This window comes from Bacillus hominis, assembly GCF_018332515.1.
GTDB classification, from domain to species: Bacteria; Bacillota; Bacilli; order Bacillales; family Bacillaceae_G; genus Bacillus_A; species Bacillus_A hominis.
Map to the genome: position 1 here is coordinate 1 of NZ_BOQD01000045.1, position 15,703 is coordinate 15,703.

The window sequence follows — 15,703 nt, forward strand, 5'->3', positions numbered from 1 at the left end:
CCCTCTTTCTTTATTATATATTACGCCTTATGACACTCTGGACAAACGCCATAAATTTCTAAGCGATGACTATTAATAACGAAGCCTGTCGTTTTCGCAGCTTCCTCTTCAAGCAGTTCCAAGCCTCCATAAGGAAAATCAACAATTTTACCACATTTTTCGCAAATCACATGATAATGTTGACTTGTAACATAATCAAATCTACTTGAAGCGTCTCCATAAGTTAATTCCTTTACAAGCCCAACTTCTTTAAACACACGTAAGTTGTTATAGACAGTTGCAACACTCATATTTGGAAACTTGCCTTCTAATGCTTTATAAATGTCATCCGCTGTTGGGTGCGTCATAGATTCCACAAGGTACTCTAAAATAGCATGACGCTGTGGAGTAATGCGTACACCCGTATTTTTCAGCATTTCTAGCGCTTCTTTTAATTCTTCTTTGACCACCGTCATGCACCCCGATTCTATACGGATTATTATTTTATAATTCTTATAAAGAGTGTACTCTTTTTCTTATAAATCGTCAATATTTCTACTATAAGTATGTGGTTTATTTTTGTATATAGCCTTATTCTTATGTATCTTCCCCCATTTCCTATACATTTACATAGAAAAAAGTGCGACATAATCGCACTTGGAATACTATCATCTGAGGAGGTATGCCCTACACTTTCACTTTATGTATCGCAAGAAAATATGTATAGACGCATGCCTTACATATGTATTTTTTCTCCTCATTAATATGGATGTATTTTATCCCGCTATTTGCGGGCTAATAATCAGTGGAGATAGACACCTCCTGATTAAAATTTCACTTTATATAAGAAAGAACGTCCTCAATATGTCCTTTCACTTTCACTTTACGCCATTCTTTTACAAGTTCACCATCTTTATTGATAAGGAATGTAGAACGCTCGATTCCCATGTACTCTTTCCCAAAGTTCTTTTTTAACTTCCAAACATCGTACAATTCTGCTACTTTATGATCTTCATCTACTAAAAGTACAAATGGAAGCTCATGCTTCTCGATGAATTTCATATGTCTGTTCACAGAATCAGGACTTACACCAAGGATGATCGTGTCCTTCTCTTGAAATAATCCGTATGCATCACGAAAATCACATGCTTCAGTTGTACATCCTGGAGTCATATCTTTCGGGTAAAAATATAGAACTACATTTTTACCTCGGAAGTCAGCTAAGCGAATTTGTTCTCCGGTACTTCCCTCTAATGTGAATTCCGGTGCTATTTCTCCTACTGTGATCATTGTTATCACTCCTTTTCTTTTCTATTACTATAACAAATGCTACCTTATTTTTCATTGTCCATTACAGTCCTTACCACAAAGGCAAACGGTAATGTATATCCAATTAGCGCTTCTCCAATTGCAATCCATCTTCCGATTCCAATCGGAGCTATATCACCATATCCAACGGACAATAAAGTAACCGCGCTAAAATATAAACATATTTCAACAAGTTGAAAGGAATGAGCACTTAGCCTATCCCCATCTTCTTTCAAAACTGCAAAACCCATTTCCTCTAGCACAACATAACTTAATCCAAACGCAATCAGTACCGTTGTATAAATTAAAAACAACGTAGCTAAATTGTACAGCGAAAAGAAACGATTGGAATTTGAATATGAACTCCATAATAATTGGACACTTCTCAAAATAGCAATTGCTGCAATTAATAGAATAAATCCCCATAACATGTCCTCCACCTCATTTTATATGTATGAGGACTATAGCTGATTTATCCCTTAGAAACGAACATGCTTCTATAATTAATTTCCTGCGCCACGATATCGTTTAACCCCTTGATTCCATAGGGTAATTGCAATAGTAAAACAGATAACACCAACAATTGGCGTTGCGAAAGCATAGCTATTCCACTCTGTTTTTCTTAAAAAGTATGCTGCTGGATATACCCCAACAAATGCAAACGGTAAAACAAACGTTAAAACAAAGCGAATAACACGGTTATAAATATCAACAGGGTAGCGTCCATAATTCCCTATGTTATACATAAGCGGCATAATGGAACTTTTCGCATCCGACCAAAAGCCAAGACTTGCAAGCGTAATAAATATCCCGCCATATACCAGTGCCCCTCCCGCTACCATGAATAGGAATAAGAAGAAATCATACCAGTAAAAAGATAATTGCAGCTCCATTGCTGCATAACCCATCACAATAATCCCCGTAATAGCTCCAATTAAAGATTCAAGTTCCATTCTTTCTAATATAATTTGAAATAAACTATGAATCGGTCTCGTTAATATACGGTCCATTTCCCCTTTAATAATGTAACGATCATTAAAGTCCCATATATTAAAGAAAGCTGAAAAAATGGCAAACGGTACTAAAAAGAAACCATAAATAAAGATCACTTCTTCTCGGCTCCACCCTTTTAGTGCTTGGGTATGCCCAAACACAACGAGAATGAAGATTAAATTAACAGCTTGTAGTGATAAATCTGAAAGTAATCCGACGATAAAATCGCCACGATACTCCAATTTTGTTTTTATATATTGACTTGCATATTGCAAAAATAATTTTATATATATCATCTCGTCATCCCCCTTGTACGATTAGACGTTTTCTCGCCGTTTTCCACATCAGTACAATTGGAATAATAAGTATAATTGCCCAAATCACTTGAAATAATAAAGCTTCATATAACTTACTTCCTTGTATACCTTCAGAGAAAATCATACTCGGAATATAACTAATTGCTTGAAACGGTAAAAACACCATTGCTTTTTGGGCCCATAACGGATAAAAACTAATCGGTAATAATAAACCAGAAAATAAATCGATAACAACACGTTTCGCATACATAATTCCACTATTATTAAATAAGAAGAATGTAAGCATTCCTGTCATTAAATTTATTTGTGTATTAATGATAAAACTAAATATTAAAGATAAGAAGAAATATAGCCACGTTTGAAAATTCGTTGTAATTTGTAATGAAAATAATAACGTAACAATAACCATACCCGGAATTGAAAAGAAAGCAAAACGAAATATCCCTTCTCCAAGCCCTTGCATAACTTTCATACCTAAATAGTTGTACGGACGAATTAGCTCTACCGCCACACGTCCTTCTTGAATTTCCATCGCAATTTCTCTATCTATATTATTGAAATAAAAAGCGCGTGCCATCCATGCGATCGCAATATACGTAGTCATTTGTGAAATAGATAAACTTTCAATATTCTCTTTCCCACTATAAATTGCTTGCCATAAAAAATAATACGCACCAATGTTAATCGTATAAATTAAAATCCCGCTGTAATAATTTGTACGATAAGCAAGCATCATTAAAAAGCGAATCCGAATCATCTCAATATACTTACCCATGCATAATACCTTCTTCATAAATGTTACGAATAATTTCCTCTGTAGACACTTCGTTAATTTTCAAATCTTTAATTTGAAAGGCTTGTACTACTTTAGAAATCAGCATAGAAATGATAACTTCTTCATTCGGTATTTTTGCAACCCATGCGTTTTCTTCTTTCGCTTTTGACCAAACGACATGACTATCTGGCATAACCATTGATAACTCCTGGTATGAAACTGGAGCAACAAACTGAAAATGTATTTCCTTTTCTGCTCCCCACTGTGTGCGAAGGTTATTTAAAGAACCGTCATACATAATATTTCCTTCATCAAGCATGATAACGCGTTCACATAAAGCTTCAATATCAGTAATATCATGTGTCGTTAATAAAATTGTTGTTTTATAACGTTCATTCATCTCTTTTAAGAATTCTCTTATTTTCAATTTCACAAGAACGTCCAGCCCAATTGTTGGCTCATCTAAAAATAATAACGGCGGATTATGAATTAATGCTGCTGCTAATTCACAACGCATCCTTTGACCAAGAGATAACTTTCGTACCGGTTTATCTAATAAAGGACCGATATCTAACGTTTCAATCACATGCTCCATATGCTCCTTATACTGAGCGTCTGATACACCGTACACTTTTTTGAGTAATCGAAACGATTCTTGTACAGCGATATCCCACCAAAGCTGCGAACGCTGGCCAAACACAACACCAATTGTTCTTACAAATTCTTCTCTCTGTTTGTGTGGATTCATTCCATTCACTGTAATTTGTCCTGATGTCGGAGTCAAAATCCCTGTAAGCATTTTAATCGTCGTTGATTTACCAGCACCATTCTCACCAATATAACCAACCATTTCACCTTGCTTTACAGTAAAAGAAACATCATTTACTGCTGGTACTATTTTATAATTACGATTTAATAAATCGCGAAACGCACCCTTTAAGCCCGGACGACTTGAATAGGCTGTAAACTCTTTACGTAACCCTTGTACCTCAATTACCGATTTCATAATCGGACCCCCTTCCTAAATGTCACAACGAATAGTTTACCCAACTGCTCCTTCTATCACAAACAATACGTCTTTTCAAAAAACATGTTAGAATAATACATAGATTTTTGTAAGGAGATGAATTGTAGTGAATTTCACGAAATCAGAAGCGTTACATAAAGAAGCTTTAGAACATATCGTTGGTGGTGTTAATAGTCCTTCTCGCTCTTTTAAAGCAGTTGGAGGCGGTTCCCCTGTTGCAATGGAACGCGGGAAAGGTGCTTATTTCTGGGATGTAGATGGAAATAAATATATCGACTATTTAGCAGCGTATGGCCCTATTATTACTGGACATGCTCACCCACACGTAACAGAAGCAATTAAAACAGCGGCTGAAAACGGTGTACTATACGGTACTCCAACAGCATTAGAAGTAAAATTCGCAAAAATGTTAAAAGAAGCAATGCCTGCTTTAGATAAAGTCCGCTTCGTTAACTCTGGTACAGAATCCGTTATGACAACCATTCGTGTCGCTCGCGCTTACACGGGCCGCACAAAAATTATGAAATTCGCCGGTTGTTACCACGGTCATTCCGATTTAGTACTTGTAGCAGCTGGCTCTGGTCCTTCTACTCTTGGAATTCCTGATTCAGCTGGTGTGCCACAAAGTATTGCCCAAGAAGTTATTACTATTCCATTTAATAATGTAGAAACTTTAAAAGAAGCGTTAGATAAATGGGGCCATGAAGTAGCAGCTATCCTTGTAGAACCGATCGTTGGAAACTTCGGTATTGTAGAGCCAAAACCTGGCTTCCTCGAAAAAGTAAATGAACTTGTTCACGAAGCTGGCGCACTAGTAATTTATGATGAAGTTATTACTGCTTTCCGCTTTATGTACGGTGGTGCTCAAGACTTACTTGGCGTAACACCAGATTTAACAGCACTTGGTAAAGTTATCGGCGGCGGACTTCCAATTGGTGCTTACGGTGGTAAGAAAGAAATTATGGAACAAGTTGCTCCGCTCGGCCCTGCATACCAAGCTGGTACAATGGCTGGGAACCCTGCGTCTATGGCATCAGGTATTGCCTGCCTAGAAGTACTTCAACAAGAAGGCGTATACGAGAAATTAGATGCACTTGGCGCAATGCTTGAAAAAGGAATTTTAGAACAAGCTACAAAACATAACATCGACATTACAGTAAACCGTCTAAAAGGTGCATTAACTGTATACTTCACGACAAATACAATTGAAGATTACGATGCAGCCCAAAATACAGATGGTGAAATGTTCGGGAGATTCTTCAAGCTGATGCTTCAAGAAGGTATTAATTTAGCACCTTCTAAATATGAAGCATGGTTCTTAACGACAGAACATACAAAAGAAGATATTGAATATACAATTGAAGCTGTTGGCAGAGCATTTGCTGCTTTAGCAGACAATAAATAACCCCTGTAATTAAAAGGAAAAAAGAAAGCAACCTTTCTTTTTTCCTTTTTTCTATTTCATAAATCCCTTATTAATAGTATAATTATTCATAATTATCTGTTTTATATTCTTTTATATCCTTACTATCCCTGTATACAAGGCAGTTCACGCCTTAAATAGTAAGATTATTCAAAATTCATTTTCCAGAGGGGGGATTGACGGATGCTCAATAAAAAAAATAAATGGACACCGTCTTTATTTCGGAATTATAAAAATGCAGAACATGATGCGTGTGGAATCGTTTCCGTTATGGAAAAACGAAGAATTCCTACCAAAGAAAACATCGATCTTTGTATACAATCACTAGTCAAAATGAATCATAGAGCTGGTTTCATTAATGGCGAAGGAGATGGTATCGGAATTCATATCGACATGCCAAAAGCACTTTGGAATGAAAAACTGAAAAGTAGCGGATATAATCCAACGATTGTGGATCATCCCCACTTTATCGTTGGACATTTTTTTCTAAACAAAAAAGAAAACATTGCTGAGTTAAAAGATTACATTCGTACGCAACTAAACAATGAAAACTTTACAATTGTTCTCGAAAATGATGATGTAATAAACTCAGATGCACTCGGTCCTCTTGGTAAACAAGAAGAACCTTTATTTTGGCAAATTGCCCTTATCGCCGAAAGTGAAGTTAAAAATATGGAACAAACATTATTTTCTGTAACAATAAAAATCGAAGAAAATGAAGCAATTCATGTTGCCTCATTAAGTCATGAACATGTCGTATATAAAGTTCTCGGCGCTGGTGATACACTCGTTGCTTATTACAATGATTTACAACACCCACTTATCGCTTCAACTATGACACTAGGACATAATCGCTATTCTACTAATACGTTATCTAATTTTTTTCGTGTACAACCATTTAGTATTCTCGGACATAATGGTGAAATTAACACGATTGCAAAATTACGCGATCAAGCTGAAATGATTAATGTACCACTTACTGCCGGAGGCAGCGATTCCCAAGATTTAAACCGCACCTTAGAAACCCTTCTCGTTCAGTATAACTACAGTTTATTTGAAGCAATGGATATATTATTTCCACCAATTATTAATGAAATTAAACTTTATGAAACACATTTACAAGATTTATATACGTATATACGTGAAGCATGGGGTCATTTTGCACAAGGGCCAGCTGGCATCATTTCCCGTTTTAAAGATGAAGCTGTTTTCAGCGTTGATTCCCTTGGACTACGACCAGTATGGAAAGTAGAGACAGAGAGCTCTTATATTTTCTCTTCTGAACCTGGAGTTGTATCACCAACTGAATATGTAGCAGAACCAAAACCACTCGCTCCTGGAGAAAAAGTTGGATTAAAATGGAATGAACAAGATGAACTCGTTCTCTATGAATACAATAATTATCAAATTGAAGTATACAACCGTTTTAAGAAACGAATCGATGTTACCAACTATCATGTAAACTTATCTATCCCTAAAACGAAAGAAACCCAGGGATTATGTGATTCTGTTCAAGTTGAAACGAAGCAATACGTCGCTTTCGGCTGGGATCGAGAACATATTCAACTCCTTGAACAGATGGCGACAAAAGGCGTCGAACCAATTCGGTCACTTGGGCATGACTCACCACTTGCCGCACTTGATACAGATAGACGAAATATTGCTGATTTCATTAAGGAAAGTGTAGCCGTTGTTACCAATCCAGCAATCGATCGTGATAGAGAAGTCGAACACTTCTCCACACGTACTGTACTCGGAGAGCGTCCGAGTTTATTAGATAACTCTAAACAACCATTTGTAATCGAGATGCTTTCACCCATTATTTTAGAAGGAAATTTAGCTCAATCTATCGCGGCAGACTTACACACGATTACGTACGAACAACTTATACAGCTATTCATTACTCATAGCTCTGTATCTACAATTCCTGTTACATTTAGTCCATCAGAAACTTTACAAAGCGCATTAAATCGAATTAGTTCCGAAGCGATAGCAGCCGTTAAAAATGGGGCTTCCCTATTATTATTAGATGACGCTAACTCTCATCAAAATGAACTATTATGGATTGATCCACATTTAGTTACTGCCAAAGTACATCAAGCATTAACTGAAAATAAATTACGCCGGAAATGCTCTCTCGTTATACGTTCTGGTGCCCTTCGCTCCTTACACGATATCGTCACGCTATACGGATTAGGGGCAGACGGTATTAATCCATATTTATTGTTCGCAACTGTAAATGATGGAACAAAAGCACCAATTACTAATTTGTATACCGCACTTAATAAAGGACTAGAGAAAGTAATTTCAACGATTGGAATTCATGAATTACGCGGGTATGGTCGCCTCTTCTCCTCTATTGGATTACATGAGGAAATCGCAAATATATTACAAATTACAAACTTCTTCGGTTCAAATGGTTTAGCTTTTTCACTTGAATCACTTACTGAAGATGCAAAAATTCGTGCGATTGATTATAACAATCCAAAAGTTAGAATGAGAAAATCATTTCATATATTCCCGCGGATTTGGAAAGCAATTGGTGATGTCGCAAAAGGAAACTCTTATGATGATTACCGCGAAAAGTTAAGTGAGTTAGAAAACAATAATCCGATTGCAATTAGACACCTTGTTCAAACAAAACAAACGAAGCACGTCGTTCCTACTGAAGAAGTTTCTATTAACATTCAAAATCACGATCTACCGTTTATTATTAGTTCCATGTCATTCGGTTCCCAAAATGAAATCGCCTTTCGTGCATATGCAGAAGCTGCGGATCAACTAAATATGATTAGTTTGAACGGTGAAGGCGGCGAAATTAAAGATATGATTGGTAAATACCCACATACACGCGGGCAACAAGTTGCATCTGGCCGATTTGGAGTAAACGCGGAACTACTAAATTCATCAAACTTAATTGAAATAAAAATCGGTCAAGGCGCAAAACCTGGTGAAGGCGGACATTTACCAGGTTCCAAAGTAACCGCAAAAATTGCTGAAGCACGAAACGCTACAATTGGATCGGATTTAATTTCACCTTCTAACAACCATGATATTTATTCAATTGAGGATTTAGCTCAAATGATTACAGAAATTAAAACGGCTAATCAACTTGCAAAAGTAGCTGTAAAAGTTCCTGTCGTTCCTAACATCGGAACAATTGCTGTTGGTATCGCAAAAGCTGGTGCTGATTTTATTAACATTAGCGGATTTGATGGTGGAACAGGCGCTGCACGTATTCACGCATTGCAACATGTAGGTCTTCCTGTAGAAATCGGTGTTAAAGCTGCTCACAATGCGTTACTAGAAGCAGGTATGAGACATAAAGTAGAAGTTTGGGCAGATGGTGGTATTCGAAGTGTAAATGACGCCTTAAAAATCATGCTTCTTGGAGCAAACCGAATTGGATTTGGTACATTATCAATGATTGCAATCGGCTGTACAACTTGCCGTGGTTGCCATCTAGATACTTGTCATGTTGGAATTGCAACACAAATTGAATCTGAAGCTCAAGCGAAAGAACATGGATTACGCCGCTTTGTCCCTCGCGAATTAGAAAGTGCAGTTGCGGGGCTCTTAAACCTATTCACTACTTTCGGTATAGAACTGAAACAGTTAACAGGGCAGCTCGGTTATACAAATTTACAAGAAATTGTCGGGCGTTCCGATTTATTAGAACAAGTTCGAGGCCAAGATTTGTTAGAATTATGTAATTTACTGCAAACGATAGAAAATTCAACTGTTACAACAACAGTATCTGTACAAGAAAAACAATTTGAAACAGCTCATTCTCCTCACTCAAAAGAATTAGTAGGAGTTGGTGTAGAACAACGAGTTATGGGCGGTTTAGAATCTTGTTATCGCGTTCGTAGTAAATTATACGAAGACACAAAGCTTGAACCACTTACATTAAAGTATACAAATGGCTCTGTTCCTGGAAACGGATTAGGCGCTTACAATAGCGAAAACTTATTTATACATGTAAATGGCGGTGCACAAGATGGTATCGGCAAAACTTCCTTTGGCGGTGGTATTTATATAACGAAAGCAAAAGGAAAAGATGGAGGCTATTATAACGGTTCTGTAGGAAAAGGATTTGGATACGGTGCGCAAAAAGGAGCACTATACGTGCAAGGTAACGCCGACGCTCGCGCTGGCATTCGCCTTTCTGGAGCAGATATGATAATTGGAGGCAGAATTACAAAACCACTCCGCGAAAAAGAACAAGGAAATATCGGAGTATATTCTAATATAAAAGGATTTGCTTTTGAATATATGACAAATGGTCGCGCTCTTGTTTTAGGAGATCCTGGTCCATGGATTTGTGCCGGCATGACTGGTGGTGTTGTTTATTTACGTCATGATTCAAACTTAGGTTTAACAGAACAGGCCTTAAAACGAAGAATCGCAAAAGGGGCAAATGTTACATTACAACCAATTAGTACAAATGGCAGGCAAGATGTGACTGAATTATTACTAGACTATATTCGTGTATTAAATGAGCATGAGCAATACGAGGAAGTCGCTTTGTTAACACCGTTACTCGATGATATTCAGCATCAGTTTTTTGAAATTATTCCGAAAAAAGAGCAGGCTGATCCGTCTATCTCAACAGAGTGATATGCCTAATTTTCATTTTTAAGAAAAAATTGACGAAGTACACTTCTCATAGTAATCTATAGTAACAATTTGAAACCTGCTGAAATTCAGCAGGTTTTTTCACTAAAAATTGATGTTTAAAAAGAATTAGGAAAAAGTATAAATGAATCTTAATTTCTTTTGAATGTCACTAAAATATCACTTGCTAACATATTGTAATGAATGTATAGTATCATGTTGTACATTCATTATGACAAGAGAAAGGATATTAATAAGGGTATGAAACTTGGTGCTCGCATTTTAAAAACGGGTATTGCCATTACATTAGCTTTATTTGCTTGTATTTTACTTCAATTACCGAGTCCAGTATTTGCCGGAATCTCAGCTATATTCGCTGTTCAACCGTCTGTATACCGCTCGTATTTAACTGCTCTTGAGCAAATTCAAGCAAACGTAATTGGTGCCGTATTCGCTATCGTATTTGCTACTGCTTTTGGACATAATCCTTTTATTATTGGATTAACATGTATATTAGTAATTGCTCTTACACTACAATTACGTTTAGAAAACACAATATCAATCGCTTTAGTAACAGTTATCGCCATTATGGAGTATCAAGGCGAAGACTTCTTTAGTTTTGCCTTACTTCGATTTGCGACAATTATGACCGGAATTATTGCGGCTTCACTTGTAAATTTAGTATTTATGCCGCCAAAATATGAAACAAAACTTTACCATCGCATCGTTGATAATACAGAGGAAATTGTGAAATGGATTCGTATGAACAGCAGGCAAGCTTCTGATTTTACAACGTTAAAAACTGATATTGATCGTATGAAAGAAAAAATGATTAAACTAAACCATTACTATTTGCTGTATAAAGAAGAAAGAAGCTACACGAAAAAAATACAATTCGCAAAAATTCGTAAGCTCGTTTTATTCAGACAAATGCTAGCGACAACAAGCCGTGCTTTAAGTACGTTAAAATCATTACATCGTACTGAAAATGAGCTGCGCTATATGCCAGAAGAATTTCAGGAATCTATCCAAAACGAACTTGACTCATTAACGCATTATCATGAACAAGTTTTATTAAAATTTATTGGTAAAGCAAAGAAACAACAATCCGTTGAAATGCTTGATGAAGTTGAAACAGGTAAACAAGAATTAATTGATATCTTTATGGATTATCAAAACAAAGATGATGAGGAAGCATATAAAACATGGCTGCATCTCTTCCCTCTTATTTCTGCAATTATTAACTATAGTGAAGAAGTAGAGCATTTAGATTTACTTGTGGATAGCTTCTACACATACCATAAACCAGAAACAGAACTCAAAATCGACGATAAAAAAGAAGACGAATAAAAAACAGCTCCTTTTACGCTAAAGGAGCTGTTTCTGTTATATGCTGAAGCTGATATAAATTGTAATAAAATCCTCTTTTTTTCATTAACTCTTCATGAGAACCCTTTTCTTTTATTTCACCATCTTCAACGTAAATAATTGTATCAACATGCGTAATCGTCGCTAATCGATGCGCAATAATAATTGTTGTTCGATCTGCAGCTAACATTTGCAGTGCCTCTTGAATATATCGTTCATTCTCTAAATCTAGAGCTGAAGTTGCTTCATCTAATATAAGTAACGATGGATTCTTTAGAAAAACTCGTGCGATTGCTACACGCTGTCTTTGTCCACCAGATAATTTCACACCACGTTCCCCAACGACAGTATCATAACCATCTGGCAACTCTGTAATAAAATCATGAATTTGCGCAGCTCGGGCAGCCGAAACCACTGCCTCCTTTGTAGCTTTCGGATTTCCGTATAAAATGTTAGCACCGATTGTATCACTAAATAATAAATTATCTTGTAGTACAATTCCAATATTACTACGCAAATTTCTCATATCATACTTTCTTACATCTATCCCATCTACATAAACTGCGCCTTCAGAAACATCATAGAAGCGCGGAATTAAACTAGCAAGAGACGACTTTCCTCCACCACTCGCTCCTACAAGCGCCACCTTCTCTCCCGGGCGCATAGTTAATGACAGATTATGCAATATTTCTTTTTCATCCGCATTATAACGAAAAGAAACATTATCAAATATAACTTCGCCATTTAACTTTTTAGTTTGTACCGCATTTGGCACATTAACAATATCGTATTTTTCATCTAATAATTCAAACACTCGATCCATCGAAGCGAAAGACTGCGTTAATGTTGTAGATGAATTAACGAGGCGACGAAGTGGACTATATAGACTATCCATATATCCAACAAAGGCAACCATAGTCCCGAGTGTTAACGAGCCTTGAATTACTTCATATGCTGCAAAACCAATAACAAGTAACGGTCCTAAATCCGTTAACGTATTCACTGTCGAAAACGTTCTCGCCGTCCAATTCGTATGAGTTAGTGCTTTCGTTAAAAACTCATTATTTCTCTTTTCAAACTGCCCTCTTTCATACTCTTCTAATGCAAAACTACGTGTCACTTGCATTCCTTGAATACGTTCATGTAAATACCCTTGCATTGTTGCTAACGCCTGTGAGCGCTCTTTCGTCAATTTTCGAAGACGCCCGAAAAAATATTTCACTGCAACTACATAAATCGGTAAGATTAATAAAGCAACAAAGGTTAATTTTATATTCATAGAAAACATCACAATAATGGCAATAACAATTGTCGCAGTATCTAACCAAACATTCATGAGACCAGTAATTACAAAGTCCTTCGTTTGTTCTACATCATGAATTACACGTGAAATAATCTCTCCTGTTTTTGTATTCGAATAATAACGTAAGCTCAATTTTTGCAAGTGACCAAAAATATGTTTTCTTAAATCGTATAGTATTGTATTTGCAATACGCTGCGCGAAATATTGACGATAATATTCTACCGGTGGCCTTAATACTGCAAAAATAAAAAAAGCAATCCCAATTGCGGTTATTAATTGGGACGTTTTTTCTTGAAGCGAGCCCACGCCCTGAATAACATCATCAATAATATACTTTAATAACCACGGCATAATAAGCGGGATACCGAACTTAACAAGACCAATAATAATCGTAATAGCAATGAGCCATCGATATGGTTTAACAAATTGTAAATATCTTTTTATACCCTGCACGTAATCCCCCCTCTAATAGGACAAACCTGCCGGGAAGTCCCCTGCAGGTTTGTTTTAATTTCTGTACATTAAATATCTCTCGTACCACATATCTACGAAATCAGGTGCAAATGGACCTTTTCTTTGATGAATCCACTGTGTTAAATGCGCTACATTTCGTTTTAAAATTGTATCAATAACAGGTGGATATTGCATGATTTGACTATGCTTTTCATACTCATCTTCATCTAAAAGTGTATATGTCATATCTGGATACACTTTAATATCTAAATCGTAATCAATATACTTTAATGCCTCAGAATCATATGCAAAAGGAGAGCTTAAATTACAATAATAATATACTCCCTCTTCCCTTAGCATTCCAATCACATTAAACCAATAGTTTGCATGAAAATAACAAATTGCTGGTTCACGAGTAATCCATGTTCGGCCATCTGATTCTGTAACTACTGTACGATCATTCGCTCCGATCACAAGACTCTGTGTCCCTTTTAAAATTGTTGTTTCTTCCCACATTCTATGAATGGAGCCATTATGTTTATAACTATGTATTTGCACCTTTTCTCCTTCTTTGGGAAATCCCATATATGCTCCCTTCTTTCAACTGCAAATGCCCTTCTTAAGTTGTCTTAACTACCCCTTGAACTGCATTCACTTTTTTTCTATTATAACTTTTTTGTCAAAATTTTAAAACTAAAGCGATAGGACACTTGTTTCCATGAGGAATATAATGAAGTTTGTATCATTGAATACCACATCACCAACCCTTTTAATAAAGGTAAATTTCCTATGAATTAGCAATACGTATTTCAGAAGATTAAACGAAGATATAACAAAAAGAAAAGTCCCTCTCATCTCTGTTTAAGAAAGGACTTTCCCTCTAAAATCAACAACATATCTCACCTTTAATTTTAAATTATTTTTTCGGTTTCAAAAGATTGAATCACATTACTCGTTTGCTGCTCAAATTTTTCATGCAAAAGTTTTAATGCTATTTCTGTTCTGTATATTTCTTGACGGATAAAATGCAATTCTTTTTTATCGTACGTATCCCTTCCACTCATTTCAATTTGCTGATACTTCTCTAAATGTGATTGTAACTTTAAAAGCTCATCCATTGTTTCCAACTGCTCTCCTACCAACTTATCAAAATCGTTCATCACTTACCCCCTTTTGATTCATTCGCCAGTTATAATTCCTATTACATATTTCTAATCGTGAACTTCTTTCTCCTTTGACTACATTTGTTGACTTATTAGAAGTTATGTCGTTCCTTTTATTTTCATTACAGTGACACACACAAAGAAAACACTTCTCTCGAACGGAGAAGTGTTTTTCCTTCATTACTGATTTGAGCTAGAAGATTGTGATTGTTTTGCAGCTGATTGTGCATTTTGTTTTTTCACTGCATGCACATCTGTTTCAGTTGCAAACTCTGTGCCATAACTAGCATTTGCACTTTGAGCACTAGAAGCTTGTGCTTTCTGTGCCTCTGATTGTGCGTTTGCTTGTTTTACTGCTTGTACATTCGTTTCAGTTGCAAACTCTGTACCATAGCTAGCATTTGTACTTTGAATGCTAGCACCAGAAGTTGCCTTATTATAACCTTGTTGTTTTTTACTCATCTTTCTCACCTCCACAATCAATAATGTAACCAATTCACCTAATAGTTATCCGTAATTTTCTTTTAAAAAATTCCGCATATATCTCTTATTACTCATTCAAACTACAGATGATGGAGGTGGAAATATGTACAATGGCCGTGATATGACTGCACTAACGATGATTTCAAAAAGTGAATGGAAAGAAGATGAATTAGCTCACTTTCATCATTCATTCCAGCAAATCATGCCTTATCTAAATGTAGAGGGACAAACGATATATAAAGAAATTGTGAAAGAAATTGAGTCACGGGGCGGATTATAAAAGCATGCATTTTCAGCCTCAAAATACAAATTTTCTCCAATAAAAAACGTGTTCTAAAATTCTAGAACACGTTTTTTATCATTTATCCCGCTATTCGCCGGGCAGTAAGACCCCCACCTCAAAATGCAGCGAAAGCAAAGAAGTTAGGTAGAGGTCGGGCTGCCCGTAAAAGCTCGATTGGTGAAGACTAATAATTAGTGGGGGATGAAGAAAA

14 protein-coding genes are annotated in these 15,703 nt (G+C 36.2%); 4 read left to right on the forward strand and 10 right to left on the reverse strand.

The features are described 5' to 3' along the window. Positions 1-20: 20 nt before the first annotated feature. The 6 genes from perR to KI356_RS06430 form a co-directional block, all read right to left on the reverse strand. The gene (perR, locus tag KI356_RS06405) at positions 21-449 is read right to left on the reverse strand and encodes a peroxide-responsive transcriptional repressor PerR (protein ID WP_164881593.1); all 429 of its coding nucleotides are present in this window, start codon (positions 447-449) and stop codon (positions 21-23) included. A 364-nt stretch (positions 450-813) separates the two neighbouring features. Further along, positions 814-1,269, reverse strand: coding sequence for a thioredoxin-dependent thiol peroxidase (gene bcp / locus KI356_RS06410; RefSeq protein WP_002115971.1), 456 nt, complete (start codon positions 1,267-1,269; stop codon positions 814-816). Between the two features lie 44 nt (positions 1,270-1,313). Further along, positions 1,314-1,718 (reverse strand): potassium channel family protein, encoded by a 405-nt coding sequence (locus KI356_RS06415; protein WP_002091112.1) that lies wholly within the window; start codon positions 1,716-1,718, stop codon positions 1,314-1,316. 72 nt (positions 1,719-1,790) lie between these two features. Beyond that, complete coding sequence (locus KI356_RS06420; RefSeq protein ID WP_128282501.1) at positions 1,791-2,576, reverse strand: ABC transporter permease; 786 nt, start codon at positions 2,574-2,576, stop codon at positions 1,791-1,793. 4 nt (positions 2,577-2,580) lie between these two features. Further along, positions 2,581-3,372: an ABC transporter permease gene (locus KI356_RS06425; protein ID WP_000521522.1), complete on the reverse strand. Its 792-nt coding sequence runs from the start codon at positions 3,370-3,372 to the stop codon at positions 2,581-2,583. Continuing rightward, positions 3,365-4,378 (reverse strand): ABC transporter ATP-binding protein, encoded by a 1,014-nt coding sequence (locus KI356_RS06430; protein ID WP_128282502.1) that lies wholly within the window; start codon positions 4,376-4,378, stop codon positions 3,365-3,367. Before KI356_RS06430 ends, KI356_RS06425 begins: the two co-directional genes overlap by 8 nt. Positions 4,379-4,505: 127 nt before the next feature. Here KI356_RS06430 and hemL point away from each other — a divergent pair, with 127 nt between their 5' ends. The 3 genes from hemL (at position 4,506) to KI356_RS06445 (ending at position 11,789) form a co-directional block, all read left to right on the forward strand. After that, on the forward strand, positions 4,506-5,804 hold the full coding sequence (gene hemL, locus KI356_RS06435) for a glutamate-1-semialdehyde-2,1-aminomutase (protein WP_212935075.1): 1,299 nt from the start codon (positions 4,506-4,508) through the stop codon (positions 5,802-5,804). Positions 5,805-6,005: 201 nt separating this feature from the next. Further along, positions 6,006-10,442 carry a glutamate synthase-related protein gene (locus KI356_RS06440; protein WP_212935076.1) on the forward strand — a complete coding sequence of 1,479 codons (4,437 nt, stop codon included), beginning with the start codon at positions 6,006-6,008 and terminating at the stop codon, positions 10,440-10,442. Between the two features lie 258 nt (positions 10,443-10,700). Next, on the forward strand, positions 10,701-11,789 hold the full coding sequence (locus KI356_RS06445; protein ID WP_002115960.1) for an aromatic acid exporter family protein: 1,089 nt from the start codon (positions 10,701-10,703) through the stop codon (positions 11,787-11,789). 13 nt (positions 11,790-11,802) lie between these two features. On the opposite strand, the gene KI356_RS06450 is transcribed toward KI356_RS06445, so the two are convergent. The 4 genes from KI356_RS06450 to KI356_RS06465 form a co-directional block, all read right to left on the reverse strand. After that, a complete protein-coding gene (locus KI356_RS06450; RefSeq protein ID WP_212935077.1) occupies positions 11,803-13,563 on the reverse strand; it encodes an ABC transporter ATP-binding protein in 1,761 nt (586 codons plus the stop codon). Between the two features lie 54 nt (positions 13,564-13,617). Next, positions 13,618-14,148: a nucleoside tri-diphosphate phosphatase gene (gene ntdP / locus KI356_RS06455; protein WP_000506627.1), complete on the reverse strand. Its 531-nt coding sequence runs from the start codon at positions 14,146-14,148 to the stop codon at positions 13,618-13,620. 326 nt (positions 14,149-14,474) lie between these two features. Next, complete coding sequence (locus KI356_RS06460; RefSeq protein WP_128282507.1) at positions 14,475-14,723, reverse strand: YgaB family protein; 249 nt, start codon at positions 14,721-14,723, stop codon at positions 14,475-14,477. Positions 14,724-14,906: 183 nt separating this feature from the next. Then, positions 14,907-15,188 (reverse strand): gamma-type small acid-soluble spore protein, encoded by a 282-nt coding sequence (locus KI356_RS06465; protein ID WP_128282509.1) that lies wholly within the window; start codon positions 15,186-15,188, stop codon positions 14,907-14,909. A gap of 124 nt (positions 15,189-15,312) precedes the next feature. Here KI356_RS06465 and yfhS point away from each other — a divergent pair, with 124 nt between their 5' ends. Beyond that, the gene (yfhS, locus tag KI356_RS06470) at positions 15,313-15,489 is read left to right on the forward strand and encodes a mother cell protein YfhS (protein ID WP_164881594.1); all 177 of its coding nucleotides are present in this window, start codon (positions 15,313-15,315) and stop codon (positions 15,487-15,489) included. The last annotated feature ends 214 nt before the right edge of the window (positions 15,490-15,703 follow it).